Source organism: Arthrobacter sp. TJ-270 (assembly GCF_058269075.1).
In genome coordinates this window covers 183007-196793 of record NZ_JBZCNB010000006.1, presented here as the reverse complement: position 1 = coordinate 196793, position 13787 = coordinate 183007, and the positions used below count along the sequence as shown (strand labels likewise).

Sequence of the window (13787 nt, the reverse complement as noted above, 5' to 3'; positions counted from 1 at the left end):
TACACGTCACATCATAAGGTCTTTCTCACACCTACCCAATCGTTTGGCCAACATTCTCCGCATCATCAACCCAAACGATTGGGCAACCTTCTAACCGAGGAGCGCCCGTGGACACGAATGTCACCACCCCCCACGTGGTCCTCCTTGCGACCGGCGGGACGATCGTCTCCCGCAACACCCCCGACTCCGGTGCCACGCTGGCGTCCGACGGCGGCGACGATTTGCTGGCCAGCGCCGGCCTGAAGACCGAACTGCCCGTTCGGGTTGTCGACGTCATGCGCGTCGGGTCCTACGCACTGACGTTCTCCGATATGTTCGGCATTTGCGCGGCTATCAGGGAAGCCCTCGCGGATGAAAACGCCGTCGGGGTGGTGGTGACCCACGGGACAGACACCATGGAGGAATCGGCTTACCTGGCGGACCTGCTGCACGACGACGAGCGGCCTGTTGTGTTCACCGGTGCGCAACGGCCGGCCGACCACCCCGATCCCGACGGACCGGAGAATCTCCGGGAGGCTGTCGCCGTCGCAGCGTCCAGCGACGCCCGCCGGCAGGGCGCACTGATTGTCTTCAACGGAGGCATCTTCCGCGCCGCAGGCGTCCGAAAGATCCATACTTCGGATCTTCAGGCGTTCGGAGATCCCGACGACGGCCCCATCGGACGGGTGTCAGCCGACGGCACTGTGGAGCTTGCACCGTCGGAAGGCCGGCTGGTTCCTTTCCCCTGGACCGAGCCCGACTCGCTGCCGGAAACCCGGGTGGACGTCGTCGCCTGCCATCCCGGCGCCGACGGATCTCTCCTCCGCGCCGCGCTGGACGGCGGATCCAGGGGAATCGTGCTTCAGGCAACTGGGAACGGCAACTCGAACCGCCGCTTCGTCGCAGTGGTGAAACAGGCCGTTGCGGCAGGAGTTCCCGTGATCACCAGTACCCGGGTTCAAGCGGGGCCCGTCCTGCCCTTCTACGGCGGAGGCGGCGGCAAGGACCTGGAAGCGGCCGGGGCTATCCCGGCGGGCATCCTCAAACCGGCACAGGCGCTGGCACTGCTCCAACTGCTCCTTCGCCTGCACACGCCCCCAGCCCACATCGCCGAAGTGTTCGCTGAGCGGGGCAACCCGCGCCAGACCAACTGAAAGTCAAGCAATACCGTCCATGAGAGGTGAATTCATGAGTAAAGAAATACAGGTAGCGTTCGGGGTCGACGTCGATGCCGTGGCCGGCATGCTCGGTTCCTACGGAGGAGAAGACTCTCCCTGCGATATCTCCCGGGGCCTCTTCAGTGGAGAAGTCGGCGGTCCGCGACTGCTCCGGCTCTTCGAGAAATACAGCCTCCCCTCAACCTGGTTTGTCCCGGGTCATTCAATCGAGACCTTCCCGGACCTCACCCGGATGATCGTCGATGCGGGACAGGAAATCGGGGTGCACGGGTACTCCCACGAGAACCCGATCGCCATGACCCGCGAGCAGGAAACGGCGATTCTTGACCGCTCCATCGAACTCATCGAGAAGGTCTCCGGCCAGCGACCCACCGGTTATGTTGCGCCCTGGTGGGAATTCTCGAACGTCACCAACGAGATCCTGCTCGAGCGGGGCATCAAGTACGACCACTCGCTCATGCACCGCGATTTCGAACCGTACTACGTCCGCGTTGGCGACAGCTGGACCAAGATCGACTACACCAAGCCCGCCGAGACCTGGATGAAGCCGCTGGTTCGCGGCGAGGAAACGGATCTGGTGGAGATTCCCGCCAACTGGTACCTCGATGACCTCCCACCCATGATGTTCATCAAGGCGGCCCCGAACTCCCACGGCTTCGTCAGCCCCCGGGACATCGAGCAGATGTGGCGGGACCAGTTCGACTGGGTCTACCGCGAAATGGACCAGGCCACCTTCACCATGACCATCCACCCGGATGTCTCCGGCCGCCCCCAGGTCCTCCTCATGCTCGAACGCCTCATCGAGCACATCAACGGCCACGACGACGTGACCTGGATGAACTTCAACCAGATTGCCGATTCCTTCCTATCCCGCAATCCCCGAAAGGCAAGCGCACAATGAGCATCTCCACAGATCGGATCGACCTCACGACGCCGAGGGATGGCGAGCGGCGTCGACTGCCCGTCTTCACCAAGAAAAACACCACCATCGCCACCTGGCTTGCGCTGCTGGCGTGGACCATTGCCGTTTTCGACTACGGCCTGTTCGGGACCCTCCTTCCCGCCATGCAGGAGGAGTTCGGCTGGACAGAAACTGAGGCCTACGCGGTCAACACCTGGATCGCGGTCGGCACAGCCATCGTCTGTTTCGGCGTCGGACCTGTCATCGACCGGCTCGGCCGGCGCAAGGGCATGATGGTCACGGTCGGCGGAACGGCGATCGTGTCCGCTGTGACCGCCGCCATCCCCGCCACTCTGGGCTTCCTCAGCAACGCCATGCTCGTGATTGTCCGCTCCTTCGGCGGGCTCGGGTTCTCCGAGCAGGCAGTCAACGCCACTTACATGAATGAGGTGTACCAGGTCACTGAGGACACCAAGAAGCGCAAGCGCCCCGGCTTCTACTATTCATTCATCCAGGGCGGTTGGCCCCTCGGCTTCCTGCTCGCCAGCGCTCTTGCCTTTGCCTTCCTGCCCTCCCTTGGATGGCGCGCGCTCTACATCATGGCCGCAGTACCGGCCGCCATCACTGTCTGGCTGATCGCCAAGAAGCTCAAAGAAACCCCGCAGTTCGAGCTCCACGAAAAACTGACTGCCCTCGAAAAGCACGGCAAAACCGATGAAGCACACGCACTGGCCGGATCCTTCGGCGTTCAGCACTCTTCATCGGCTCCGCTCAAGCGCATCTGGGAGCCTGCCCTCCGCCGGAACACCATCGTCTTCTCGCTTGCCTGGATCATCAACTTCTTCGGCATCATGGTGTTCAGCATCCTCGGTTCCTCCGTTTTGGTGAACTCCCGCGGCGTCGAACTCGCCGACGCATTCTGGATGCTCATCGTCATCAATGCGCTGGCCTACTTCGGTTATGTCTTCCACGGCTGGTTCGGTGACGTCATCGGCCGCAAGAAGACGATCATCATCGGCTGGATCATTTCCGGTATCTCCTTCGCCGTAATGCTGAGCCCCCTCGCATCGACTCCGACCCTCATCATCCTGAGCTACGGAACCGGGCTGTTCTTCCTCGTTGGTCCCTACGCCGCCATCCAGTACTTCATGGCCGAGTGCTACCCGGTGAGCTGCCGTGCCACCGGCCTGGCCTTCATCGGTGCCATGAGCCAGCCTGGCATCATTCTCGGCGGTGCGCTCTTCACCCTGGTGACGGCGGCCGCCGGGACCACAGCCGCCGCCCTGTGGGTCGGCGCGCTGGGCACTCTCCTTTCCGGGTTGCTCATGATTGCAGCCAAGCCCATCCCCCGCGAACTCCTTGAGGATCCCAGTGCCTGATTCGAAAGCCGCAATCATTACCGGCGCCGCGAGCGGCATCGGCCGTGCCCTCAGCGCACACTATGCAACGCAGAATGTGCAGGTGGTCATCGGGACGTTCCCCGGTGACCCGCACGATCCGGAGGAGACCCTGAAGCTGGTCGAAGACGCCGGCGGACGGGCCGTGATCAAGGAAGTCGACGTTCGCAGCACCGACTCGGTGGAGGCTTTCGCCGAGGAAGCGCTGTCGTCCTTCGGCCGCCTGGACTACGCCATAGCCAATGCAGGAATTCTTCGCAACGCGGCCCTGGATTCACTGACGGATGAGAAGTGGACCGACATGCTAGACGTCGATCTCACCGGTGTGCTGCGGACGCTGCGGTCCGGGGCCTCCCGGATGAACGACGGCGGCGCGATGGTGGCGGTGTCATCCATCGCCGGCGGTGTCTATGGCTGGGAAGAACATGCCCACTACGCGGCTGCCAAGGCCGGGGTGCTGGGGCTGGTCCGGAGCGTGGCGGTTGAGTTGGGCCCACGGCAGATCCGTGCCAACGCGGTGATCCCGGGACTCATCGAGACGCCGCAGTCACTCGATCCCGTCAACTCCCTCGGACCTGAGGGCCTCAAGCGGGCCGGCAAGGATATCCCGTGGGGTCGGGTCGGCCGGCCGGAGGAGGTTGCCAGCGTGATCGGCTTCCTCACCTCGGATGACTCCGTCTACATCACCGGTCAGTCATTGATCGTCGATGGCGGCCTGACAGTCAAGATGCGCGCCTAACCGAAAGGGTGGAGACCATGAGTGCTGGGGAGACAGAGATCAAACCCGGCGGACGTGCGGTAGTGGTCACTGGGGGTGGCAGCGGTATCGGTGCTGCCATCGCCAGTGCCTTCGAGGCCAACGGGGATTCAGTTGCCGTGCTGGACCGGGCGCCGGGACCGGACACAATTGCCGTCGACGTCGCCGACGAATCCAGCGTCCGGGCTGCTTTCGCCGCCGCCCGTGAGAGGCTCGGCCCGATTGACGTACTCGTCAACAGTGCGGGTCTCCTCACGGAGTCACCGTTGAAGGACATGTCCCTGGACATGTGGAATGAAACTCTGTCTGTCGATCTCACAGGCATATTCCTTTGTTGCCGGGAGGTAATCCCCGACATGCAACAAGCGGGCTGGGGAAGGATCATCAACATCTCCTCCCAACTCGGCATCAAGGGAGGCATGGGACTGAGCCACTACAGCGCAGCCAAAGCCGGAGTGATCGGATTGACCAAATCCCTGGCCCTCGAACTGGCACCGAACAACGTTCTCGTGAACTCCATAGCTCCCGGCCCTATCGAAACGCCGCTGGTGGAAGGTATCTCCGCGGACTGGAAGGCAGCGAAGATGCGTGAACTGCCGTTGGGTCGCTTCGGCACACCGTCCGAAGTGGCTCCTACTGCGCTTCTCCTGGCGAGCGATCCGGGTGGGAACCTCTTTGTCGGCCAGACTCTTGGCCCCAACTCCGGCGACGTGATGCCGTAGGAGGCAGTATGTGCGGTGCATGCGGCCGAATAGTGGTGGCCGACGAGGTGTTGGGAGCAGAACACACTCTTCGCTCTCAGCACATCGTCGCCCAGACGATCAATAGCCTCTGCAGGGCTGTCCCCGGTGCACCTTCTGTCCAGATAGCCGGGGACGGTTGGAGTCTCCGCTCAGCGACGGGTGCCGTTCAGAACTGCAGCACAGTCAAGGAGCTGTGGGAGGCTTGCGCCGGCAAGGTGGGAACCTCAGTACTGCCAGTCCTCCGCGCGCGTATTGACGGTGAGCTTCCGAATGCAAGCGGCCTGGGCAGAGCGGTCCTCATGGCAGGAGCGGAGACGCTGGGACGCACCTTCTGAGCTCGCGTACCGGCTCGGCTACCAGAGGTAAAGTGTGATCGCCCCTCTCAAACCTCCCGCCTGATAGCTATCACCAAAAGCATGCGACGACCGTGCAACTTGAATTCATAGCCGCATCCGAGGTCCTCAACCTGCTCAGCCCGGCTCTAGCAACGTCAGCCATCGTCGATGCGTTGGTCACTGAGCTGGATCCCGCAACGGATCCTGCCCGCAGCATCGTGCCTCTCACCGAAGGACAGTTCCTGATCATGCCCGCGGAAGGTGCGGACTATGCAGGCGTGAAGGTGGCCACCGTCGCCCCGGATAATCCTGACAGGGGCCTCGCGCGCATCCAGGCGCTCTACCTGCTCTTCGACGCAGACACACTCACCCCGCAGGCTGTCCTGGATGGGACGGCGCTGACCACCCTTCGCACGCCCGCGGTATCCATAGCCGGTATCCTTCCTCTCCTCACCCAGCGTTCCACGCCGCTGCGGTTGGCCGTGTTCGGTGCCGGACAGCAGGGCGTGGGGCACGTCAACACCATCAGGGAAGTCATGCGAGGGCGGCGAGAAATCGAGAACGTCACCTACATCGTTCGCAGCCCTCACCGGATGGACCTGCCGCCGTCGGCAGCAGGCGACGTTGTCGCTTCCGGTTCGCCGGCCGCAACAGCAGCAGTGGCTGCAGCCGACGTCATCGTGTGCGCGACGTCGGCGAGCGAGCCCTTGTTCGACTCCTCCCTCATACGCACTGATGCCGCCGTCGTCGCGGTAGGTTCTCACGAACCGCACGTCAGAGAAGTGGACGCGGCGCTTTGCGGCCGTGCGCAAGTGATCGTGGAAGATGTGCCCACCGCCCTGCGCGAATCCGGTGACGTCATCATGGCCATCGACGAGGGAGCGCTCCGCGCGCTGTTGTCCGTGCCTTCCGGAACAGCGACAGCCGCTCGTTCGCTAGTCCGCATCAACCGAAAGTACGGTGAGGGGCCACCGAAGGAGCGGGCACATTCCGGCCTTTCGCCTGATGAGCTACCGCCGCCCCTGGGGCGAGACTTCTGTCATGACCATCCCCTCCCCCGCACCGTCTGCGGCGAGCAGCGCCCTTGAGGCGACTCGCCGACATCCCAGGAAGCGCTATTGGAAGGTGCCGACCGGACTGATCCTGCTCAGTCTCGTGCCGGTGATTGCCGGCGCAGCACGCATCACTGAACTGACTTCCGGGGCCGAGATCACCGAGGCCAATGCGCGATTCTTCACGTCACCCGTCCCCGTTCTCATTCACATCGTCACCGCGAGTGTCTATTCAATCCTCGGAGCCTTCCAGTTCGTTCCGTCCCTACGCCGCGGGCGGCCAAACTGGCATCAGCGATCCGGCCGGTTCCTCGCCCCGCTAGGTCTCCTGGCTGCACTCTCCGGCGTGTGGATGACGATTTTCTACACCCACCCCGACGGCGCCAACGCCCCTCTCGCCACCTTAAGGCTGCTCTTCGGGCTGGCTATGGCGGTGAGCATCGTCCTGGGTGTCCTCGCCGTTCTGCACCGCGATATTCCCCGGCATAGTGCCTGGATGACGAGGGCGTACGCCATCGGGCTTGGTGCCGGAACCCAGGTATTCACCCTTCTGCCGTGGACACTCCTCATTGGCCCTCCCGACAGACTGACAACCGCGGTTCTGATGGGTCTCGGCTGGGTCATCAACGTCGCGATCGCGGAGTACGTCATTCACCGGCGAAAGCGGCCCCTGCCGCCTCGTACTTCCGGTGGATCCGCCTCGGCCCAACCCGCTCGTATGATGTGGACATGATGGCGCACCTGCGTTCGGTGTGGACCGCCCCGCCCGCTTCACCTCGACCTCCCGCGCGGGTGTGGCGCGATTACGCCCTCATCGGTGCGGTCGCGCTGGCCGCCTTGTTGGAAGGCTTGCTCAGTCCGAATGCGTCCTGGCCGATGCTCATCCTTGTTGTGGTGATCGCCCCGACCCTCCTGTGGCGCCGCACCAAGCCACTCGAAATGCTCATCACGGCAATGGCCGCCACCGCCCTGGGAGTAGTCATCCTGGGCAACAGCGAACCGATTGCCGCAGCCTTCTTCGTCGTCCTCCTCTACGCACTCTCGCGGTGGGGTTCGGGGCGCTCGATAGTGGTGGGTGTCGCCGTCGTCCTGGTGCATCTGTGGGTCACCGAAGTGGTGACCGGCTTCATTCTGGAAGATGTCATCGGAGCACACATCCTCATAATCACTGTCATCTCGTTGGGTCTTGCGGTGAGGTTTCGTGCCAGCGTGCGCTCGCGGGAGATTGAGCAGGCCAGGTTGCTCGAGCGGGAACGGCTCGCCCGTGACGTCCACGACACCGTCGCTCACCACGTCTCAGCCATAGCAATCCGGGCACAGGCAGGGCTCGCTACGGCGGCATCCGATCCTGAAGCCGCGACAAACGCCCTCCGGGTGATCGAATCCGAAGCATCGAGCAGTTTAGCCGAGCTACGAACCATGCTGCGTGTGCTTCGCTTCGACGATGCAACCGACATGCATCCGAGTCCTCGTATCGAGGATCTCGAACGTCTCACCCGGAGGGAGAATGGTGGCCCGATCGTGAACCTGCGACTTACCGGTCAGGTGAACGACCTTCCGTCGCCCGTCATGACCGCCGTTTATCGCATCGCACAGGAATCCGTGACCAACGCACGGCGCCATGCCACCCGGGCAACCCACGTCGATGTCGCCGTCGATGCGGACGAGCAGCAGGTGCGCCTGCAGGTGCACGACGACGGCGCTCGCGGCGGGCTGTCCACTCCCGGATTCGGAATAACAGGAATGAAGGAGCGAGCCGCGCTGCTTGGCGGTACCTGCACCGCCGGACCGACGAGCGAGAGCGGCTGGACCGTCGCAGCCGTACTGCCAAGAACGGGACGGCCGGCATGAGCATCCGTGTCCTCATCGCAGACGACCAGGAGGTCGTGAGAACCGGCCTGACCATGATCCTCAACGCGCAGCCCGACATTGAAGTGATCGGTGAAGCCGCTGATGGACGGCGAGCGATCGAACTGGCACGTCGCCTACGCCCCGACGTCTGCCTTTTCGATATCCGAATGCCGTTGATGGATGGTATCGAGGCGACTCGTGCGCTCGCGGGGCCCGACGTCGACGACCCGTTCGCCGTCGTCATCATCACAACGTTCGATCATGACGAGTACCTGTACGCAGCGTTGCGTGCCGGTGCCCGCGGTTTCCTCCTCAAGGACGCCGGCGCCGATCTACTGGCGCAGGCCATGCGCGCTGCCGCGAACGGAGATGCCCTCATCGCACCAAGTGTGACAGTTCGGCTGCTGGAAGCGTTCGCGGGCTCGGCCCCCGCCCCAGCGCCACCGGAACCTTTCGAGCCCCTCACCGCACGCGAAGAGCAGGTGCTGGCAACGGTGGCCCGCGGACGAAGCAACAGCGAAATTGCGAGCGAACTGCACATCACGCTCAGCACCGTCAAGACACACCTCGCGAGCCTCATGCAGAAGCTCGGAGCGCGCAATCGTGTGGAAGTCGCCAAGTGGGCTCACGACAGGAACCACTCGCGAGGCTGATCGAACCAGCCCGCTTTACGCGCCTTCGAGTGCGGGGGCCCGTTCTCTCTGGCTCGTGGGGATCAGGCTGACGCCGGCAAGCGCTGCGGCGACGGCGAACGCGAGAGCCGGGCTCGTTGCGCCCAGCAACGCGCCGATCAGGATGGCTCCGCAGGCCTGACCGAGAGCCAGGACAATGAACAACACTGCCGTTCCCGCCGCCGCCCGTGCAGGGATTGCCTCCGTTGCCCAAACGATCAGCACCCCACTCAGCGCCACATAGCTTCCGCCGAACAGGGCTCCTCCGATATACACGGCGGGCCCGCTGAATGGTAGGGCACCGATAAGCACAGAAGCCAGGCCCATTCCCGCAGCGGTGGCGGCCCATGCCTTCCGCAATCCCCAGCGGACCACCAAATCTCCCGAGAACGCTCCGGCAATTCCAGCTGCTCCCAGGCACACCCAAAAGATTGTCGCCGCGGACTCCGCCATGTGCCCTTCCGTGGTGACGAGTGATCGCCCGAAGGTCCACACAGCCGCGCTCGCAACACCGGCGAGGAGGGCCGCCGCCGCTGCCGGGCGCAGTGGACGCAGGTCCCGGAAGGCGAAGGCACCTGCAGGAGATGCCGCCGTCGTCGTGCCCCTGGGCGCTGTCAAGAGGACGGCAGTTACGGTTACGGCATTGAAGCACGCGATGATCCACCAGGCGGTGCGCCATTGCTCACTCAACAAGAGCGCGATGGGGCCGGCGATGACAACACCGAATCCTGTTCCTGAGTTGACCACCGCCTGCGCCCGGGCCGTCGCGGTCTGCACTTTCTCCTCGACAAGAGTCACGAGACCCGGTGAAGCGAAACCGGCACCGGCTCCTGCGATCAACATGCTCAGCGCCAGCATCAACGGCGAATTCGACATGGCCACCCCGGCGCTTCCGCCCGCCGCCGTCATGCCTGCAAGGGTGACCGTGGCTCGGGGCGCCGACGCCGCGCGGTACGCGATGGCTGCGGCAACGCAGTAGGACACGAAGCTGCCGCTCGAGATGACTCCGGTCAGCGTCGGCGAGAGCGAGAAGGCCTCCGTGAACGAAGGAACGAACAAGCCGTAGCCGAACCGCGCCAGCCCGTACGTGGATGCGATGAGGGCAGTGCCACTGACGATAAATGGGAATGCGTGACGCACTGGACCTCCAAGTATAACGAGCGTTCTAGTAGAACCAACGTTATAGTTGATGTCATGGGAACACAACCGGTGAAAGCGTCGGCCCGCCAGCGTTTGCTCGATGCGGCCGATCGACTGTTTTACGTCAACGGGATTTCCAGTACCGGTGTGGATGCCGTGCTGGCGGAAGCAGGGGTTTCCGTAGCCACCCTGTACGCGCACTTCGGCAGCAAGGAGGGGTTGCTCGAGGCGAGTCTGCAATGCCGGCTGAACTCGTGGCAGGCGTGCTGGGATGAGGCGATGGGCGCGGCCGACTCGGACGAGGAGCGCCTGCTCGCGGTCTTCGACGCGCTGCACCTATTCCGCGAAACACAGCACAACGCCCGTTGGTGCGCATTCCTGGCGACGGCTGCGGAGACCCAGGGCTCGGACACCAGCGTTTCAGCGCTGATCGAAGCAGACACAGCCCTGCTGAACGAACGCCTGCACACCCTCGCACAGCCACTCGCGGGCCCCAAGGCCGACCAGCTCGCACAAGCAGTCCTGCTGATCTACAACGGCACACTTGCGAGCTTCCTTCGCGGCAACCCGGCTCATCCGATCGATATCGGCAGGAACGCTGCGGCCGCCGTCGTCAGCGGGTTGAAACTTCACCCGCAGGGGAAGCCCTAGAGGGTCATCCCGCTTTGGAACGCGGACGAGAAGGTGGCCGCGAAGAACATGACCCACGCGACGATGAGCACGATGCTCAGCACTCCCAGGATGATGGCGACCCATCCCAACAGGCGCCCTCCCGCTGCCGACTCGCCCATGCGCTCGGCCTTGTTCGCGCTGCTGATCGCCATCGGGCCGAAGACAAACCAGAACATGAACATTCCCAGGACGCCGAAGGCGAGCGAAAGCTGCGCAGCGCGCTTACCCTCATAGTCAGAACCGGCGTAATTCATGGCTGACGGCTTGCGGGCGCCCGTGCTCGCGAACGGCTGCTCGCTGGGATACGGGGCACGATATTGGCTGGAGTAACTCGACATGGGCATTCCTTCTGAGACAAGGTGGGTAGTCCGGGATTCTGTTGGTGAGTTACCGCCGATGCACCCGTATTGGAGCACATCCTATTCCACTTCAGACCCATCAAGGCGGCATGATGACAGAACAGAACGACGGCGGGGCCCGAGGCGTCCTCTTCGATGTAGACGGAACCCTTGTCGACACCAATTACCTGCACACCCTCGCCTGGTGGCAGGCTTTCCGGCGCTTCGGCCACGACGTTCCCATGGCGACCATCCACCGCACCATCGGGATGGGCGGCACCACCCTCATTGAGCACCTCATCGGCGAAGACCGGAACAAGGACCAGGACGAGGCCCTGGAGGACACACATGGCGCGCTGTTCTCGGCCCAGTGGCCGGCCCTGCGCTCGTTCGACGGCGCCCGCGACCTGCTGCAGCACTGCGCCGACGCGGGTCTCGCCGTCGTCTTGGCCACCTCCGCCTCGGAGGAGGAGCTCGGCGTCCTGAGGAAGGTTATTGGAGCCGACGGCGCCATCACCGGGGCCACCAACGCTACCGATACGGGCATCAGCAAGCCGGCCCCGGACATCCTCGAGTCGGCGCTGCGCGTTGCCGACCTCAAGCCGGAGGACGCCGTCTTCATCGGTGACGCCGTCTGGGATGTGGTTACCGCGAACAAGCTCGGCGTCCCCACCATCGCCGTCACCACAGGTGGCACGAGTGAAGCTGAGCTGCGCGACGCAGGAGCGGCTTACGTGTTCGAGAATGTTCGGGAGCTGCTGAATGCCATCATCGCCGGCGAGGTCCCGGAGCTGGGAAAGGGAAGCGGCCAGTGAAGCCTGACTACCCCGACGCGCTCACTTATGACCGCTATCGGGAGCTGATGGAGCGGGACTTCTCGCGCCTGCTGGAGCTCACCAGGTCCGCCGAATTTGCAGGTAAGGTCGGAGCGCGGGTGCCGGCGTGCCCGGAGTGGGACATCGAGAAACTGGCGCGCCACACCGCGCTCGTCTACCTACAGAAGGCCGAGACCATCCGCACAGGCGTGAAGCCGCAGGGCCGGTGGGTTCCTGACGAGATTCTGCAGCTTGGGCCGGTTGAGATCCTGAAGACCTGCTACGAGCGGCTCACCAGCGAGTTTGATTCCCACAGCCCGTCCGACGCCGCGGAGTCGTGGGTGAAGGAGGACCAGACCGTCGGGTTTTGGATTCGCCGGCTCACCCACGAAACGGCCATCCACCGCTACGATCTTGAAGCCGCCCTTGGCGACCCTCAGCCGGTGGAGACGGGACTCGCGCTCGACGGGATCGACGAGGTCCTCACCGTCATGTTCGAGCGTGGGCGTTCCGCCCAGGGCGCTGATGACGTTCCGGAAGGAGTCACCGGAAACCTGGTACTCGAGAGTGGAGGGAAAGCCTGGTCGGTGATCCTGCTGCCCCGCGACGTCGAAGTCTCCCGCGAAGCAGGCGGCTCTCCCGATACCATCATCAGCGGTGAGCCCCACGACATCCTGTTGTGGCTCTGGGGCCGCGAACCCCTGCCCACAGGGTCCGACGACGACGGCCTCGCCGCGGAGCTGCGTCGGCGTCTGGCCTCCACTACCTGACCCGTCGAACGAAAGCACTCATGAAAATCACTGGAGCGGTTCTTGAGGAAATCGGCCGGGAACGCCCCTACGCCGATTCCATGCCCATCAGCATCGGTGAGGTAGAGCTGGATGCACCGGGTCCCGGCGAAATCCTGGTACGGATTGAGGCCGCCGGCCTCTGCCACTCCGATCTGTCCGTTGTCGACGGCAACCGGGTTCGCCCTGTCCCCATGCTGCTTGGGCATGAAGCTGCCGGGCGGGTCGAACAGCTTGGCGACGGTGTCACCGGGATTTCCCTTGGTGATCGGGTGGTTATGGCCTTCCTGCCGCGCTGTGGGGCATGCAGGAACTGCCAGACGCACGGTAAGCTCCCCTGCTCGGTTGGTTCCGCGGCCAATAACGCGGGTGTCCTGCTCGACGACGGGCAGCGCCTCCACCGCAACGGTGACGAGATCAAGCACCACCTCGGCGTCTCGGGATTCGCGACTCACGCCGTCGTCAACCGCAAGTCCGTAGTGAAGGTCGACGACGACGTCCCACCGGAAATTGCCGCCGTCTTGGGGTGCGCTGTGCTCACCGGCGGCGGCGCCGTCATCAATACGGGCAAACCGGAGGACGGCGACACGGTGGTGGTCGTCGGACTGGGTGGAGTCGGGATGGCAGCCCTGATCACGGCAATTTCTCTGGGCAAAGGTGACGTGATCGGCGTCGACGCTGTACCCGCCAAGCTGGACGCCGCCAGGGAACTCGGGGCAACCGCCGTCTACACGCCGCAGGAAGCACTCGACGCCGGTCTGAAGGCTCCCGTGGTGATTGAAGCGGCCGGCAACGCCCGGGCGTTCGAGACCGCGGTGCAGATTACCGACGTCGGCGGCACTACCGTCACGGTAGGGCTCCCTTCGCCGGATGCGCGCGCATCCATTGCGCCACTCGGCATCACCGCTGAAGCGCGGACCATAACGGGCAGCTATCTCGGTTCCGCACTTCCGGAACGGGATATCCCGCGGTTCGCACAGCTTTGGCGGGAAGGGAAACTGCCGGTCGAGGCCCTGATTTCCTCACGCATTGAGTTGGAGGACATCAATGAGGCAATGGACCAGCTCGCCGACGGCAAGGCCATTCGGCAGGTAATCCTGTTCGATTCCCCCGGTCCCCGTCACGACCCGTCACTTTCTGATCGGCTGTCCTAGACTAAGCGTGCTTTGG

Annotated in this window: 15 protein-coding genes; 13 read left to right on the top strand and 2 right to left on the bottom strand. The window is 63.8% G+C overall.

Features of this window, described 5'->3' with window-relative positions:
• The first annotated feature begins 107 nt into the window (after positions 1–107).
• From AC4D2M_RS12800 to AC4D2M_RS12760, 9 genes are all read left to right on the top strand, one after another.
• Positions 108–1133 carry an asparaginase gene (locus AC4D2M_RS12800; RefSeq protein WP_490892269.1) on the top strand — a complete coding sequence of 342 codons (1026 nt, stop codon included), beginning with the start codon at positions 108–110 and terminating at the stop codon, positions 1131–1133.
• Positions 1134–1167: 34 nt separating this feature from the next.
• Positions 1168–2058: a polysaccharide deacetylase family protein gene (locus AC4D2M_RS12795; RefSeq protein ID WP_490892268.1), complete on the top strand. Its 891-nt coding sequence runs from the start codon at positions 1168–1170 to the stop codon at positions 2056–2058.
• Entirely contained in the window at positions 2055–3437 is a 1383-nt protein-coding gene (locus AC4D2M_RS12790) for an MFS transporter (protein WP_490892267.1), read from the top strand. The genes AC4D2M_RS12795 and AC4D2M_RS12790 overlap by 4 nt, the downstream gene beginning before the upstream one ends.
• On the top strand, positions 3430–4194 hold the full coding sequence (locus AC4D2M_RS12785; protein ID WP_490892266.1) for an SDR family NAD(P)-dependent oxidoreductase: 765 nt from the start codon (positions 3430–3432) through the stop codon (positions 4192–4194). The genes AC4D2M_RS12790 and AC4D2M_RS12785 overlap by 8 nt, the downstream gene beginning before the upstream one ends.
• 17 nt (positions 4195–4211) lie before the next feature.
• Positions 4212–4934, top strand: coding sequence for an SDR family NAD(P)-dependent oxidoreductase (locus AC4D2M_RS12780; protein WP_490892265.1), 723 nt, complete (start codon positions 4212–4214; stop codon positions 4932–4934).
• A gap of 448 nt (positions 4935–5382) precedes the next feature.
• Positions 5383–6378: an ornithine cyclodeaminase family protein gene (locus tag AC4D2M_RS12775; protein ID WP_490892264.1), complete on the top strand. Its 996-nt coding sequence runs from the start codon at positions 5383–5385 to the stop codon at positions 6376–6378.
• Complete coding sequence (locus AC4D2M_RS12770) at positions 6332–7075, top strand: DUF2306 domain-containing protein (protein ID WP_490892263.1); 744 nt, start codon at positions 6332–6334, stop codon at positions 7073–7075. The genes AC4D2M_RS12775 and AC4D2M_RS12770 overlap by 47 nt, the downstream gene beginning before the upstream one ends.
• Entirely contained in the window at positions 7072–8193 is a 1122-nt protein-coding gene (locus tag AC4D2M_RS12765; protein WP_490892262.1) for a sensor histidine kinase, read from the top strand. Before AC4D2M_RS12770 ends, AC4D2M_RS12765 begins: the two co-directional genes overlap by 4 nt.
• Positions 8190–8846, top strand: coding sequence for a response regulator (locus AC4D2M_RS12760; protein WP_490892261.1), 657 nt, complete (start codon positions 8190–8192; stop codon positions 8844–8846). The genes AC4D2M_RS12765 and AC4D2M_RS12760 overlap by 4 nt, the downstream gene beginning before the upstream one ends.
• A 15-nt stretch (positions 8847–8861) precedes the next feature.
• Here AC4D2M_RS12760 and AC4D2M_RS12755 read toward each other — a convergent pair whose 3' ends face one another.
• Complete coding sequence (locus AC4D2M_RS12755) at positions 8862–10004, bottom strand: MFS transporter (RefSeq protein ID WP_490892260.1); 1143 nt, start codon at positions 10002–10004, stop codon at positions 8862–8864.
• A gap of 54 nt (positions 10005–10058) precedes the next feature.
• Here AC4D2M_RS12755 and AC4D2M_RS12750 point away from each other — a divergent pair, with 54 nt between their 5' ends.
• A complete protein-coding gene (locus AC4D2M_RS12750; RefSeq protein ID WP_490892259.1) occupies positions 10059–10655 on the top strand; it encodes a TetR/AcrR family transcriptional regulator in 597 nt (198 codons plus the stop codon).
• Here the strand turns inward: AC4D2M_RS12750 and AC4D2M_RS12745 are convergent.
• On the bottom strand, positions 10652–11014 hold the full coding sequence (locus tag AC4D2M_RS12745; protein ID WP_490892258.1) for a hypothetical protein: 363 nt from the start codon (positions 11012–11014) through the stop codon (positions 10652–10654). The two genes, AC4D2M_RS12750 and AC4D2M_RS12745, sit on opposite strands and share 4 nt — an antisense overlap.
• A 110-nt stretch (positions 11015–11124) precedes the next feature.
• On the opposite strand from AC4D2M_RS12745, the gene AC4D2M_RS12740 reads away from it, so the two are divergent.
• The 3 genes from AC4D2M_RS12740 to AC4D2M_RS12730 are packed head-to-tail and all read left to right on the top strand — an operon-like array spanning position 11125 to position 13771.
• Positions 11125–11829, top strand: a complete 705-nt coding sequence (locus AC4D2M_RS12740; protein WP_490892257.1) for an HAD family hydrolase — start codon at positions 11125–11127, stop codon at positions 11827–11829.
• On the top strand, positions 11826–12599 hold the full coding sequence (locus AC4D2M_RS12735) for a maleylpyruvate isomerase family mycothiol-dependent enzyme (RefSeq protein ID WP_490892256.1): 774 nt from the start codon (positions 11826–11828) through the stop codon (positions 12597–12599). The genes AC4D2M_RS12740 and AC4D2M_RS12735 overlap by 4 nt, the downstream gene beginning before the upstream one ends.
• A 20-nt stretch (positions 12600–12619) precedes the next feature.
• Positions 12620–13771, top strand: a complete 1152-nt coding sequence (locus AC4D2M_RS12730; protein ID WP_490892255.1) for an alcohol dehydrogenase catalytic domain-containing protein — start codon at positions 12620–12622, stop codon at positions 13769–13771.
• Positions 13772–13787 lie beyond the last annotated feature (16 nt).

Excerpts from the sequence above, each read along its gene's own strand:
- AC4D2M_RS12760 (WP_490892261.1), top strand. The coding sequence starts at position 8,190 with ATGAGCATCCGTGTCCTCATCGCAGACGACCAGGAGGTCGTGAGAACC.
- AC4D2M_RS12780 (WP_490892265.1), top strand. The coding sequence starts at position 4,212 with ATGAGTGCTGGGGAGACAGAGATCAAACCCGGCGGACGTGCGGTAGTG.
- AC4D2M_RS12765 (WP_490892262.1), top strand. The coding sequence starts at position 7,072 with ATGATGGCGCACCTGCGTTCGGTGTGGACCGCCCCGCCCGCTTCACCT.
- AC4D2M_RS12770 (WP_490892263.1), top strand. The coding sequence starts at position 6,332 with ATGACCATCCCCTCCCCCGCACCGTCTGCGGCGAGCAGCGCCCTTGAG.
- AC4D2M_RS12795 (WP_490892268.1), top strand. The coding sequence starts at position 1,168 with ATGAGTAAAGAAATACAGGTAGCGTTCGGGGTCGACGTCGATGCCGTG.
- AC4D2M_RS12730 (WP_490892255.1), top strand. The coding sequence starts at position 12,620 with ATGAAAATCACTGGAGCGGTTCTTGAGGAAATCGGCCGGGAACGCCCC.
- AC4D2M_RS12740 (WP_490892257.1), top strand. The coding sequence starts at position 11,125 with ATGATGACAGAACAGAACGACGGCGGGGCCCGAGGCGTCCTCTTCGAT.
- AC4D2M_RS12750 (WP_490892259.1), top strand. The coding sequence starts at position 10,059 with ATGGGAACACAACCGGTGAAAGCGTCGGCCCGCCAGCGTTTGCTCGAT.
- AC4D2M_RS12745 (WP_490892258.1), bottom strand. The coding sequence starts at position 11,014 with ATGTCGAGTTACTCCAGCCAATATCGTGCCCCGTATCCCAGCGAGCAG.
- AC4D2M_RS12790 (WP_490892267.1), top strand. The coding sequence starts at position 2,055 with ATGAGCATCTCCACAGATCGGATCGACCTCACGACGCCGAGGGATGGC.